At 68.6% G+C, this 13,460-nt stretch carries 13 protein-coding genes; 9 read left to right on the forward strand and 4 right to left on the reverse strand.

Annotated elements, in window-relative coordinates; genetic code table 11:
- Positions 1-8: 8 nt before the first annotated feature.
- The 3 genes from nrfD to fdh are packed head-to-tail and all read right to left on the reverse strand — an operon-like array spanning position 9 to position 5,313.
- Entirely contained in the window at positions 9-1,064 is a 1,056-nt protein-coding gene (nrfD, locus tag MJO54_RS01390) for an NrfD/PsrC family molybdoenzyme membrane anchor subunit (RefSeq protein ID WP_064887566.1), read from the reverse strand.
- Complete coding sequence (locus tag MJO54_RS01395) at positions 1,061-2,023, reverse strand: 4Fe-4S dicluster domain-containing protein (protein ID WP_064887593.1); 963 nt, start codon at positions 2,021-2,023, stop codon at positions 1,061-1,063. The genes nrfD and MJO54_RS01395 overlap by 4 nt, the downstream gene beginning before the upstream one ends.
- A complete protein-coding gene (gene fdh / locus MJO54_RS01400; protein WP_240175516.1) occupies positions 2,023-5,313 on the reverse strand; it encodes a formate dehydrogenase in 3,291 nt (1,096 codons plus the stop codon). Before fdh ends, MJO54_RS01395 begins: the two co-directional genes overlap by 1 nt.
- A gap of 89 nt (positions 5,314-5,402) precedes the next feature.
- Between fdh and fdhD the strand changes: the two genes are divergently transcribed.
- On the forward strand, positions 5,403-6,227 hold the full coding sequence (gene fdhD / locus MJO54_RS01405) for a formate dehydrogenase accessory sulfurtransferase FdhD (RefSeq protein WP_240175517.1): 825 nt from the start codon (positions 5,403-5,405) through the stop codon (positions 6,225-6,227).
- A 154-nt stretch (positions 6,228-6,381) separates the two neighbouring features.
- Positions 6,382-7,662: a PE family protein gene (locus MJO54_RS01410; protein ID WP_259602769.1), complete on the forward strand. Its 1,281-nt coding sequence runs from the start codon at positions 6,382-6,384 to the stop codon at positions 7,660-7,662.
- Here the strand turns inward: MJO54_RS01410 and MJO54_RS01415 are convergent.
- Entirely contained in the window at positions 7,659-8,210 is a 552-nt protein-coding gene (locus tag MJO54_RS01415) for a hypothetical protein (RefSeq protein WP_240175518.1), read from the reverse strand. The two genes, MJO54_RS01410 and MJO54_RS01415, sit on opposite strands and share 4 nt — an antisense overlap.
- A 104-nt stretch (positions 8,211-8,314) precedes the next feature.
- Between MJO54_RS01415 and MJO54_RS01420 the strand changes: the two genes are divergently transcribed.
- The 7 genes from MJO54_RS01420 (at position 8,315) to MJO54_RS01450 (ending at position 13,391) form a co-directional block, all read left to right on the forward strand.
- Positions 8,315-8,767, forward strand: a complete 453-nt coding sequence (locus MJO54_RS01420) for a hypothetical protein (protein ID WP_234783267.1) — start codon at positions 8,315-8,317, stop codon at positions 8,765-8,767.
- The gene (locus tag MJO54_RS01425; RefSeq protein ID WP_240175519.1) at positions 8,764-9,540 is read left to right on the forward strand and encodes a hypothetical protein; all 777 of its coding nucleotides are present in this window, start codon (positions 8,764-8,766) and stop codon (positions 9,538-9,540) included. Before MJO54_RS01420 ends, MJO54_RS01425 begins: the two co-directional genes overlap by 4 nt.
- 114 nt (positions 9,541-9,654) lie before the next feature.
- Entirely contained in the window at positions 9,655-9,954 is a 300-nt protein-coding gene (locus tag MJO54_RS01430) for a PE family protein (RefSeq protein ID WP_046286713.1), read from the forward strand.
- A 10-nt stretch (positions 9,955-9,964) separates the two neighbouring features.
- Positions 9,965-11,563, forward strand: coding sequence for a PPE family protein (locus MJO54_RS01435; protein ID WP_240175520.1), 1,599 nt, complete (start codon positions 9,965-9,967; stop codon positions 11,561-11,563).
- A gap of 220 nt (positions 11,564-11,783) precedes the next feature.
- On the forward strand, positions 11,784-12,077 hold the full coding sequence (locus tag MJO54_RS01440) for a type VII secretion protein EsxS (RefSeq protein WP_067968459.1): 294 nt from the start codon (positions 11,784-11,786) through the stop codon (positions 12,075-12,077).
- A gap of 29 nt (positions 12,078-12,106) precedes the next feature.
- Positions 12,107-12,394, forward strand: a complete 288-nt coding sequence (locus MJO54_RS01445; RefSeq protein WP_240175521.1) for a WXG100 family type VII secretion target — start codon at positions 12,107-12,109, stop codon at positions 12,392-12,394.
- A 97-nt stretch (positions 12,395-12,491) separates the two neighbouring features.
- The gene (locus MJO54_RS01450) at positions 12,492-13,391 is read left to right on the forward strand and encodes a class I SAM-dependent methyltransferase (protein WP_105295373.1); all 900 of its coding nucleotides are present in this window, start codon (positions 12,492-12,494) and stop codon (positions 13,389-13,391) included.
- Positions 13,392-13,460: the final 69 nt, after the last annotated feature.

The raw sequence follows: 13,460 nt of genomic DNA on the forward strand, positions 1-13,460 counted from the left end.
GGCAGGACTTAATCGGCGGTGGTGATCGAATCCCCGGTGATCCCCGCCGCCTGCCGCTCCGCCAGCCGGCGCTTCTGCGGCTCGATGGTGTAGCGCGGGTCCTTGGCCGAGGCCATGCCGGCCTCGAACACCCCAAAACGAGTCAGCGCCGAGGCGCCTAGCAGCGCCAGCCCCGACAACGCTGCCACGCTGCGGCGACGTCCGCCCAGGAGTGTCCCGACACCTCCGGCGATCGCCAACCGTTCGCTCCATCGCAGCATCGCGCCGGCCCGGCCCTGCTGCAGCGGCTCGGCGGCGATCGGGTCCATCCGATGTTCCATGGCCCTGGTGGCGATGACATCACCGAGCACCCCGAGCACGGCCAATCGCCGCGCCGGGCCGGCCTCGCGCACCGGGGTGGTCAGCATGGCCAGCCCGCCCGAGGCCAGACTTGCCGAGCTGACGAACACGAACGGCAAGTCGCGGTGCGCGCCGTGCCAGGTCGGGGTGGCGGTGTCGCCGAGCAGCACCGCGGTATAGACGGCCAGCGGCGCCGCGAACACGGCAGCCTCCAATCCGGCCGGCCCCTCCGCCGCGTGCAACACGCCGCGCAGCGGGCCCAGCGGTAACCGCTGGCCGGTCAGCCGGTCCACCTCGGCGGCCGCCGCCACCGACGCGCCCGCACCGAACCCCGACAGGATCCACGAACCCACGCTCATCGGCGACGTCAGTTTGATGGTGCGCAGCATGTTGACGAAGCGCTCTGGACGGCCGAGGTCGCTGATCAGGGCCGCCGCACTCAACACGATCGCGACCAGCGCCGCCAGGCGGGAGTTGCGCCGCAACACTTTTCGTCCGGTCAGCTGGGCGCCGGCGGCCAGCAGACCGGAGCCGCCTGCCAGTCCGCCCAGGAACAGGTAGGCGGCGATCTCGTGCGACCACGGTGCGGGTTTGACCACCGGACGGCCGTAGTAGGAGCTGAACTGCACGTCGGGGACCATCGGCATCTCACGGCCACCGTCCCCGCCGCCCCGGCGTCGGCGTCTGCCGCCGCCGCGGCGGGGGCCTTCGGACACCATGTTCATGAGCGTCCCCCCAAGAAGGCGACCGCCGCGGCGGCCAGCATGCCGGCCGCGGCCAGCGCCGATCGCTTGAACATCGTCGGCAGGTCGGCGGTGCCCACCCGCGGGTCGGGCGGTAGCCCGTAGACCTCCGGCTCGTCGAGCAACAGGAAGACCGAGCCGGTGCCACCGACGCCGTCATGTTCATTGGCGCCGTAGAGCCGGGCTTCGGTGCGGCCCTGAGCATGCAACTGGGCGACCCGCTGCCGGGCCCGCTGCACCAGGTCGTCGTGATCGCCGAACCGGATGGACTCCGTGGGGCAGGTTTGCGCGCACGCCGGCGTCTGGCCGTCGACCAGCCGGTCATAGCAGAGCGTGCACTTCTGGGCGACCCCGGTGTTGGGCACCGGTTCTGGGCCGCGGCCGGCCTTCGGCGCGGCGGTGCCGTCGGTGCGGCGCTCGATCACCCCGAACGGGCACGCCGGCACGCAATTGCCGCAGCCGTTGCAGACGTCGGCCTGCACCACCACCGTGCCGAACTCGGTGCGGAACAGCGAGCCCGTGGGGCACACGTCCAGACACCCCGCGTGCGTGCAGTGTTTGCAGACGTCGGACGCCATCAGCCAGCGGAACTGATCGGTGTCGGGCGGAGCGGCGTCCGCCGGCTCGCCGGGCATCTTCGGTAGACCCAGGTTGATCAACTGTCGGCCGGACTCGCGGGCTACCTCGATGCGGTCACGGCTCTGCTCGATGAACGCCACATGCCGCCAGGTGCTGGCGCCCAGCGCACCGGTGTTGTCGTAGGACGACCCGAGCAACTCCAGCGGGCCGTCCTGCGGGTTGTGGTTCCACTCCTTGCACGCCACCTCACAGGCCTTGCAGCCGATGCAGATCGACGTGTCGGTGAAGAACCCTTTGCGCGGGTGCTGTGGCGACCACCTGGCGTCGGCGGCGGGGTCGGTCGGCCCGGACAGTTGGCCCATCAGTCCCGCCCTTCTGGATCTATAGCAGCATTGCCGGTCTCCGGCGTTGTGCCGGAACGGCTTTGATACTCCGAGATCAGGCGCAGCAGCGCCTCACCGTGCGGCCGCCGGCCCGCCCGGATATCGCACGAACCGGCCTTCGATTCCTGGATCTGCACGTTGGGGTCCAGCGTCACCCCGAGCAGATCGTTGGCGGCATCGCCGCTGACCACCGCGTCCCCACCGACTCCCCAGTGATACGGCAGCCCGATTTGGTGCACCGTGTGCCCGCCCACGATCAATGGCGTCATCCGGTCGGTCACCAGCACCCGGGCCTCGATCGCCGCCCGCGGCGAGATGATGGTGGCCCAACCGAAGTTGTCCAGGCCTCGCTCGGCGGCCAGCGCCGGGGAGACCTCGCAGAACATCTCCGGTTGCAGCTCGGCCAGGTACGGCAGCCAGCGGCTCATGCCGCCGGCGGTGTGGTGCTCGGTCAGTCGGTAGGTGGTGAACACGTAGGGATAAACATCCGCGCCCGGCTCACCGGCGCTGGGTGCCGACAGATTGTCCTTGCGGGGGAACGTGATTCGGGCGGGATTGCGCTGCTGACGATAGACCGCGTTGGCGACCGGCGACTCCTGTGGCTCGTAGTGGGTGGGCAACGGCCCGTCCACCACGCCCTTGGGGGCAAACAACCACCCCTTGCCGTCGGGTTGCATGACGAACGGGTCGTCGCCGGCCAACGCATCCGGACCGCCCAACGCCGGATCCGGTCGAGCGCCCGGCGCGCGGTCGATCACAAAGTCGGGCACGTCATTGCCCGTCCAACGGCCGGCCGCGGCGTCCCACCACACGTAGCGTTTACGTTCGCTCCACGGCACCCCGTCCGGATCCGCCGAGGCGCGGTTGTAGAGGATCCGCCGATCAGCCGGCCAGGCCCAGCCCCATTCGGACTGGCTGGGGCTAGGCCCGCCACGAGGCACCCGGCGGGCAGCCTGATTGATCCCACCGCCGTAGACGCCGGCGTAGATCCAGCAGCCGCCGGCGGTGGACCCATCGGCGCGCAGCTCGGTGAAGCCCGAGATGCACCGGCCGGCATCGGGACCGGACAACTGATGGCCATTGATCTCGGCCAGCACGAACTCCGGATCGGGATCGCCGTGCTCATCGACCGGGTAGTCCCACACCAGATCCAACAGCGGGCGATCCCGCGGATCGGTGGAGTCGGCCAGGCGAGCGCGAATTCGGTTGCCCAGCTTGATAAAGAACTCCAGCTCGCTGATGCAGTCCCCCGGCGGAGCGACGGCCTGATGGCGCCATTGCAGTAGACGCTGGGTCTGGGTGAACGTCCCGGCCTTCTCCACGTGACTGGCCGCCGGCAGGAAGAACACCTCGGTCTCGTTGTCTTGCGAGCACAGCTCGCCGGAGGCGATCTCCGGGCCGTCCTTCCACCAGGTGGCCGACTCGATCAGGTTCAGATCCCGCACCACCAGCCACTTCAGGTGCGACATCCCCAACCGCTGTTGCCGGCCGTTGGCCGAACCGACGGCCGGGTTCTGGCCGAGCAGGAAGTAGCCCTCCACTTCGTCGTTCAGCATTCCGGTCACCGCCTGATAGGTGCCGTGTGGTCCGGTCAGCCGGGGCAGGTAGTCAAACGCCCAGTCGTTGTCGGCGGTCGCGGCGTCCCCCCACCACGCCTTGAGCAGGCTGACCAGATACGCGTCGGCGTTGGCCCAAAAGCCTTTCTGGCTCTTCGATCCGACCCGGTCCAGATACTGCCGCAGGGTGTCGTCACGCCCGGCTTTGGGCATCGGCAGATAGCCGGGCAGCATGTCGTAGAGCGTGGGGATATCGGTGGACCCCTGAATGCTGGCGTGCCCGCGCAGCGCCATGATCCCTCCGCCCGGCCGGCCCACATTGCCCAGCAGCAGCTGCAGGATCGCCGCGGTCCGGATGTATTGCGCGCCCAGGGTGTGCTGCGTCCAACCCACCGCATAGGCGAAACACGTGGTGCGTTCACGCCCCGAGTTGGCCGTCACGGCGCGCGCCAGATAGTCGAACATCGCGGTGTCGATACCGCAGACGTCGCGGACCATCTCCGGTGTGTAGCGCGCGTAGTGCCGCTTGAGGATCTGGAAAACCGTACGCGGGTGCTGCAGCGTTTCGTCGCGCTGCACGCGGGCATGTTCGAGGGCTGGCCCGCCGCTTCCGAGCGTCTCACCGAGTGAGCGCGCCGACGCGCTGGCGCCGTGCTCATGGCCACCGCCGGGCGAGCCGATGTCCTCCTCGCCGGCTCCCTGGCTTTGATAGGCCCAGCTCGACGGGTCGTACTGCCCGGTCTGCGGATCGAAGCCGGAGAACAGCCCGCCCAAGTCCTCGGTGTCGCGGAAGTCCTCGCTGACCAGGGTCGCGGCATTGGTGTAGGCCAGCACGTACTCACGGAACCACAGGTCGTGGGTGAGTACGTGGTTGATCAGCGCACCCAACAGCACCACATCGGAGCCGGCCCGGATCGGAATGTGCTTGTCGCACACCGCCGACGTGCGGGTGAACCGCGGGTCGACGTGGATCACCACCGCGCCGCGGGCCTTGGCCTCCTCCACCCACTGGAAACCCACCGGATGGCACTCGGCCATGTTCGAACCCTGGATGACGATGCAGTCGGCATTCGCCATGTCTTGCAGGGTTTGCGTCGCTCCACCGCGACCGAAGGAGGCTCCCAGACCGGGAACCGTGGCGGAGTGTCAAATACGAGCTTGGTTGTCGACCTGTATCACGCCTGCGGCGGTGAAGAGTTTCTTGATGATGTAGTTCTCTTCGTTGTCCAATGTTGCGCCGCCCAGCGAAGCGATGCCCATGGTGCGCCGCAACGGCCGGCCATCAGCGTCGTGGTCCTGCCACGCGTTGCGCCGCGAGGCGATGAACCTCTCGGCCACCATGTCGATCGCGGTGTCCAGCTCCAGCGGCTGCCACTGGGTGGCGCGGGGTGCCCGGTAGAGCACGCTGATCTGCCGGCCGGGCGAGTTGACCAGCTGTTCGCTCGCCGACCCTTTCGGACACAGTCGCCCCCGCGAGATCGGCGAATTGGGATCGCCCTCGATCTGCACGACCTTCTCGTCTTTGACGTAGACGCGCTGGCCGCAGCCGACCGCGCAATAGGGGCAGACGCTGCTCACCACGCGGTCGGCGGTAGCGGTTCGCGGCGCGATGTTGCGGGTGTGCTCGGAGGTGACCGCCGGCCCGCGGCCGAACACGTCGCCGGTGCGCAGTTGCCGGATTACCGGCCACTCCAGGAATTTTCGCTGAACCATCCCTGCAGCGTAGTCCCGCAGTGCTCGCGCGACGCGCTGTTCGGCGGCAACCTGGCGCGGCTGAGAACCCGACCGGCGATGATGGAGCGATGAGTCGGATAACGCAGCGTCGGCGGGTCAGCCGCCTCGTCGCGGGGGATGTGACGCAGCGGCCCGAGACGCTGGCGGTGGAGGAACCGCTGGAGATCCGGCTGGGCGGCGCGCCGCTCACCGTCACGATGCGCACACCGGGATCGGATGTCGAGCTGGCGCAGGGCTTTCTGCTCTCCGAAGGGATCATCGGCGGGCGTGACGATGTGGTGAGCGCGCGTTACTGCGGCGAGTCGGAGGCCGACAACACCTACAACGTGCTCGATGTGACGCTGGCGCCGGACGTGCCGCCCCCGGCGGTGGACATCTCCCGGAACTTCTACGCCACCTCCTCCTGCGGTATCTGCGGCAAGGCCTCACTGGATGCAGTCCGCCTCGCCAGCCGGTATCGCCCGGGCGATGACCCGGTACAGGTTTCCGCGGCGGCGCTGACCGCGATGCCCGATCAGCTACGCGCCGCGCAAGACGTCTTCGCCAGCACCGGCGGCCTGCATGCCGCGGCGCTGTTCGACTTCACCGCCGGCGGCGCCATGCAGGTGGTGCGCGAGGACATCGGCCGGCACAACGCCGTCGACAAGGTGATCGGCTGGGCGCTCGAGCGGCGCCGGATACCCCTGTCGGGGACCGTGCTGCTGGTCAGCGGGCGGGCGTCGTTCGAGCTGACCCAGAAGGCGGTGATGGCCGGTGTCCCCGTACTGGCCGCCGTCTCCGCGCCGTCGTCGTTGGCGGTCGACTTGGCCGGCGAATGCGGGCTGACATTGGTCGCGTTTCTTCGTGGTGACTCGATGAACATCTACAGCCGGGCCGACCGCATCATCAGCTGATTCAGCGGTTTGGCGTCACACGCAGCCACGTCATATTCCAGGGTTTTCTCCCGCAATAACGGGAGATAATGCGTCATTAGTGTCGCATTATCGATAGAGCGATTAGTGTGAGCGGACTGAGTAAGCCCTGGTCGGAAACCCGAGGAGGTGCCCGATGGCCAGTCACCATCAGGATCGAAGTCGCCGGATCAACAGGCGACTGATCAGCGCCGGCATGACGGCCGGTGCGTTCTTGGTCGCCGGATTGGCGCCGATCAGCCTCGCGCCGGCCGCGCATGCCGACCTGTGGGACCTGTTCGTCGATCCGATAGCAGATGTCGTCGACGGCGGGCCGGCTGTCGACCCGTTCGGGGACTTCGGAGATCTGGGACTGGGCAGTGCCGAGGCTGGCCCGCTCGACTTCTGGCAGTCGATCAACGACTCGCTGCAGGAATGGCTCGCCAGCGCCTCCGGCATGCAGATCGCCGAGATGATCAACCAGCCGTTCGTGTATCTGTTCGGGCGGGACCTGATCGGCAATGGCCTCGACGACTTCACCGACGCGAATACCTCGCTGCTGGGCAGCACGGGCATGTTCGGTGATCTCGGTGACGGCGGTTTCCTGTTCGGCAACGGCGGGGCGGGGGCCGCCGGTGAGGTCGGCGTGAACGACGGCGTCGGCTGGGCGGGCGGCTCGGCCGGGATGTTCGGTGACGGCGGCGATGGCGGTGCGGGTGCGGCCGGCGCGGCCGGTGGTGCCGGTGGCGACGGCGGCAGCATGTTCGGCAACGGCGGCAGTGGGGGCGCCGGGGGCGATTCCACCGGCGTCGCGGTCCCCGGCGGTGACGGCGGCGCGGGCGGTAACGCCGGCTCGTGGTTCGGCAACGGCGGCAACGGCGGCGACGGCGGCCTCGGCTTGCTGGGCGTCCAGGGGGTGTCTGCTGGGGCCGGGAGCGCCGGCGGTAATGGTGGCGCCGGCGGTAACGGTGCATCCCTGGGCTACGGCAACGGCGGTGATGGCGGTGCCGGCGGTACGGGCGGCGACGGAGCCGCGGTAAGTGGCAGCGGAACCGGCGGAACCGGCGGCGGCGGTGGCGGCGGTGGCGGCGGAGGAGGTGGCGGGGGCGGCGGCGCCTCAGGCACCAATACCGCGGGCGGCAACGGCGGACGTGGTGGCGCGGGTGGCAGTGCCGCCTTGATGTCCGGCAACGGCGGCAACGGTGGTGACGGTGGCAACGGCGGCTACGCCGGGATCAGGGGGCCCGATAGCCCCGGTGGCCAGGGCGGCGTCGGTGGCCAAGGCGGAGCGGGCAGCATGAGCGGGAGCAACGGCGAAACCGGCACTACAGGGAAGACGCCCGGCAGCCATAGCGGCGGCGGTGGCGGATGTGTCCCCAACCCCGGTGGCGGCGGCCCGGGCGGGCCGGGCAGCGGTACGGGCTGTAATTCCGGCTAGGCGCCGCGCGAAGTCTCCGGGGTCGCCCAGTCGATCGCGGCGGCGATCGCCCAGCCGAGGAGTCCGGCTACCAGGCCGAACCCGAGGTGGAACAGCGCCTTGTCGCCGATGCCTATCACCGCCGCGTGGTGGCCGCCGATAAGCCCAGTCGCAATCGGAACAGCAAGCGCGACAAGGTGTATCGGAGCTGCAGCCAGCGCGACCAGCCAGCGGCGGCTCCGCACGGCCGGGCTGGTGGTCAGCAGGTAGAAGAATGCCGCGGCGCCCAGATAGCGAACCCCGGCCCAGGGGCCGGGACCGGACTGCAGCAATACGGTGGCTGCCGTGGACACCGCACCCACCGCGAGCACCGTCTGCGGCCGTCGTGCGGTGAGGGCCACCGCCACCAGCAGGGTCAGCCACACCAAGCCGCGATGCCCGGGCAATCCCAGCGGCATCCGCATGTCCGAAGACAAGGTGATCACCACAGCAGCGGCGGCCGGGAACGCTACCTCGCGGGCCAGAGCCAGGCTGGACGGTCGCGGTGTGGTCCATGGCAGCACGGTCATCGCCTCAAGGTAGGCCCGACGGCCGGACCGCACAACCTCATCTGAGGGCCGGATCGGCCCCAGGCAGCTTGAATACGTATCGATGCATGCTTACGGTCATGCACATGCGGTCATCTGTTGGGTGCCGGTTCGGACTGGGTTTGGCGGCGCTGGTCGTTGGCATCGGAGTGACAGGGTGCAATGCCGACACCGACATCGGCGAGGACACGGCGACCGGGTTTCACCTGGTGGTCCGGCAGGACGGTCGAATACTGGACGAGTTCGACCTGGCCCGACTGGGTGGCCTGCCGCAGACCGAGATAGCCACGCCGCAATCCCACGGAAGCCCCGTGCAGGCAGGCCCTGCGGTGCGCGCGGTTCTGGACGCGGCCGGCGCCACGGCGGTCCATAGCGTTCGGTTCGAAGGACGCGACCCGGCGCAGACGCTGACCGCCGCCGAGCTCACCGACCAGGTCGTGTTGAGCTTCACCAAACGCGACACCCTCAAGCTGGCGGGCGTCGACCTCGAGCGCGACCGGTGGGTTCGCGATGTCAGCACCGTGATCGTCAACCCGTGACGGTCTTTGCCGGTGTCGATCTGCTGATCGGCATCGACGACACCGATGACCAGTTCAGTCCCGGCACTGGCCGGCGCGCCCGAGCGTTGTTGCGGGAGTTGGCCGATGCCGGCCTGGGCAGCGAGGCCGGCGCCACCCGGCATCAACTCCTCGTCGACGACAGGGTCCCCTACACCTCGCACAACTCCAGCGCGTGCCTGGCTTGGCGCAGCCCTGGTTCCGACCCACACGCAGTGCGCGACGAGATCATCGGCTTTGTGGCCGGATTCCTGGAACGGGTCTGCCCGCCGGCCGCGGATCCCGGTCTAGCGGTGGCAATTCCGGCGGATCTAGCCGACACCGGCCCGCTGGTGGACTTCGGTCGGCGGGCCAAACGGGAGGTGCTGCAGCGGGCGCAGGCCCGCCGGCTCGGCGACGCACTCGGTGTGCACGTGTCCGGACACGGCGGCACCCACGACGGGGTCCTGGGTGCTTTGGCGGCGGTCGGTCTACAACTGTCCGGCAACGACGGTCTGTTCATCACGTTGCCCGGACTCGGGAACTTGCCCACCGAGACAACCGTCGAAGAACTCCGGGCCAGCGTGCCCATCGACGACGCCCGTGACGGCAGCGGCCATCGACCCGCGCCCGGAGAACTGATCGAGTTGGGCGACTGGGTCCGGCCCGTTCTGCTGGATGGGCGCGCGGTGCTGCTCCTGGACCCGCCCGTGCACCACGGCGAAGGCCGCCGTCGTTGGCGAACCGCACCACGATCGGTGGTCAAGAAGCACTGATGTGTATCCGCAGTTACGGGATCATTGAGAGCTTAGCTCGGCATATCGTGACTGCAACAACGTAATTATCCGCAGGTATGGTTGGTGGCATATCGGCCGGAAGGGGGCTCCGTCATGGTCCTGCACGTTGTGCCCGAGGGCTTGGCCGCCACAAGCGCGGCGGTCGAGGCAATCACCGCTGCACTGGCGGCAGCGCATGCGAACGCGGCTCCGTTGATCACCGCGGTGGTACCGCCCGCGATCGATCCGGTTTCGCTGCAGGCCGCGGCGGAACTCAGCTTGCAGGGCAGCCAGCACGAGGCGGTCGCTGCGCGCGGCGCAGAGGTGCTGGGCCGCGCCGGCGTGGGAGTCGCGCAAGCTGGGGCCAACTACCAGGTAGCAGACACCATGGCGGCGTCGGTGTTTGGGCAATAGCGGTGCGGTGATGTCGGCCCCCGCCACCTGGATGGCGGCCCCGCCCGAGGTGCACTCAGCAATGCTGAGCACCGGGCCGGGGCCGGGGCCGCTGCTTGCGGCGTCCACGGCTTGGGCGACATTGAGCAGTGAGTACCTCGCTGCCGCAAGTGATCTCGCCGCCGTTCTCGGCGATTCCCAGCAGGTCTGGGCCGGTCCGACCGCCGATGCGTATGAGGCAGCGCATCTGCCCTATTTGGCCTGGCTGCAACTGGCCGGCACGCTCAGCGCCCGGACCGCCGCCCAGCACCAGGTGATCGCGTCGGCGTACAGCAGCGCCCTGGCGGCCATGCCTACCCTCGCCGAGCTGGCCGCCAACCACACCACCCACGCGGTGCTGGTGGCGACCAATTTCTTCGGGATCAACACCGTGCCGATCGCGGTCAACGAGGCCGACTACGCCCGGATGTGGACCCAGGCCGCCACCGTCATGAGCGCTTACCAAGCGACCACCGAGAGCGCGCGAAACTTGGGGCACACCAGCGGCAGCACACAAGCCGGCGTCGCAGCGGCCGGAGGCGGCGTCGGTGGTGGCGGGGGAGGCAACGGCGGCAACAGCGGAGGCGGTGGCGGGGCCTTTGACCTGCCGACACCGGCAGAGGTCTGGCAGATGCTGTTCGGCTCCGACGGTCAGCAGGTGCCCGGCCAAGGGCAGCCCAACTGGAGCCCCGCCGAATTCCTGCAGAACCTGTCCAATTTCGTCAACGGTAACGAGAAGGCGCTGGCCTGGCTGCAACAGAACTTCCAGGGCGTGCTGACTCCCGCCCAGTGGTGGCAGCTGACAAGCTACTTCGTCGCCTGGCAGACCTACCGCGCCGTCAACTGGACACTGCGCAGCCTGCGATTCCTGCTGCAGCTGTCCCCACTGCTGGCGGGCATCGGGCTGAACCTGGCGATCGGCAGCCTCGCGGCGGTGGGGCCGTCGGCCGGCCTGGCCGGATTGGCGGGGCTGGCCGGTATCCCCGCCCCGGGGGTATCGGTACCGGCGGCACCTGTTGCCGTGGCGCCGGTCATCCCGGCCGGTGTGCCCGCACCGGCGCCGAACCCCGCGACGGTGCCGGGTTCGGCAGCGCCGCCCGCCCCGGCGGCGACGTTGCCTGCCTCCGCTGCCCCCGTCGGCGCCGGACCGCCACCACCGGCGGCGCCCCCTTTGATCGGCACCGAGGGCACCTTCCACAGCTACCTGGTCGGCTGGCTTCCCTCAGCGCAGAGCGCTGCCGGCAGTGCCGGCGTGAAATCGGCCCGGCCGGCCGCCAGGGTTGGCGCCGCAGCGGCGGCGGGCGAACCGGTGGCCGCCACGGCGCGCCATGGCGGCCGTCGGCGCGGCAGATTGATCGACCCCGGCTACCGCTACGAATACCTCGAGGACGATGACCCGGGACCTGAACCGGGCTTCGCGCGGCGGACCCGCCCCAGCGCGGTGGGTTTCACCGGGACGTTCGGCAAGACCGGGTTGGCGCACGCCGCCGGGCTGGCGGACCTGACCGGAGACGAATACGGCGGAGGCCCCACTCTGCCGATGCTGCCCACCTCGTGGGAACCCCAGGGCGGACACCCACCGAGCGAATAAAAGTTAATCCGCATTCGCGGCTATTGAACTAATTAACGGTTCGTAGAACGAGGCAAATGCCGTAGCGTTGATCCTCAGTTATTGAACGGACTGACTCCCCGGCGTTCTGGTCCGGAAGTGCTGTAGCCGCTCTCACGATGCGAGCAACGAGCGGTCACGGTCTCCATGGAACCCAGACGGCGTGGGCTGCGACTAATCGATAGGTGAGAGGAGTGCGGGGATGAGTTTGTTGGATGCGCATATTCCGCAGTTGGTGGCGTCGGAGTCGGCGTTTGGTGCCAAGGCGGCGTTGATGCGGTCGACGATGGCGCAGGCGGAGCAGGCGGCGATGTCGGCGCAGGCGTTTCATGTGGGTGAGGCGGCTGCGGCGTTTCAGGGGTCGCATGCGCGGTTTGTGGCGATGGCGGCGCGGGTGAATGCGTTGCTGGATATGGCGCAGGTGAATCTGGCGGATGCCGGTTCGACGTATGTGGCGGCTGACGCGGCTGCGGCTTCTGGTTACACCGGGGTTTAGCTGGCGGGCCAGGGAAAAGGAGCAGACTGATGTCGCAGATTATGTACAACTACCCGGCGATGTTGGCCCATGCGGCTGAGATGAATGGGTATGCGGGGACGTTGCAGGCGGTGGGTGCCGACATTGCCAGTGAGCAGGCGGTGTTGTCGGCGGCGTGGCAGGGCGATACGGGTATGACGTATCAGGCGTGGCAGGCGCAGTGGAATCAGGCGATGGAGGAGTTGGTGCTTGCTTATCGTGCGATGGCCTCCACGCATGAGACCAACACCTTGATGATGAACGCGCGCGACACCGCCGAAGCCGCCAAGTGGGGCTGACAGAGCGCAAGCTCTGGCCCGTCACGGCGGGTTTCGGCAGCGTTCTTAGGCCGGTTCGCCGCGCTCACCCCGGCGTAGGGTCCGTGGAATGCCTCTAATGCGTAGTGACGGTGACAGCTGGGACATCACCACCAGCGTTGGTTCGACGGCCTTGTTCGTGGCCACCGCCCGGGCCCTGGAAGCCGCCAAGCCCGATCCAGCGGCGGTCGACCCGTATGCGGAGCTGTTCTGCCGGGCTGCCGGCGGGGACTGGGCGGCCGTGCTGGACGGCAACCTGCCCGACCATGAGCTGCTGTCCAGTGATTTCGGCCAGCACTTCGTCAATTTCCAGGGTGCGCGCACTCGGTACTTCGACGACTACTTCAGCGGCGTCGTCGAAGCCGGGGTACGTCAGGTGGTGATTTTGGCGGCCGGACTGGACTCCCGTGCCTTCCGGTTGTCCTGGCCGGACGCAACGACGATCTTCGAGTTGGATCAGCCGCAAGTGCTCGGCTTCAAGAGTTATGTGCTGTCGCAGCGCGGCATCCGTCCGACGACCGAACGGCGTGAGGTCGCCGTCGACCTACGTGAGGATTGGCCCCAGGCTCTGCGTGACGCGGGCTTCGATCCGACCAGGCCCTCGGCATGGATCGCCGAGGGCCTATTGATCTACCTTCCCGCTGTCGCTCAGGAGCAACTGTTCGCCGGTATCGATAGCCTTGCCGCTTCGGGCAGCCACGTTGCGGTTGAGGACGGCGCCCCCATGTCCCAGGACGCGTATGAAGCCGCGGTTGCGGCCGAAGTCGAGGCAGGCGACGACACCCGCAACTTCCATCGGCTGGTCTACAACGAGCAGCACGCTCCCGCCGATCAGTGGTTCGGTGCTCGCGGCTGGTCCGCGGAGGTGACGCCGCTGGCTGATTGCCTGGGTCGGTTGGGCCGCCCCGTTCCGGCGCCGGACACCGGAGCCGGTCAGATGATCCTGCGGAACTCGCTGATGTGGGCGGTCAAGAGGTAGGAGCGGTCAGCGGCCGAGGCCGAGAACCGCTGTGGAAGACGAACCCGGGATGCGGTAGCGTGCGGGACA

Origin of the sequence: Mycolicibacter virginiensis, from assembly GCF_022374935.2 — a bacterium.
In the GTDB taxonomy this organism is placed as follows: Bacteria; Actinomycetota; Actinomycetes; order Mycobacteriales; family Mycobacteriaceae; genus Mycobacterium; species Mycobacterium virginiense.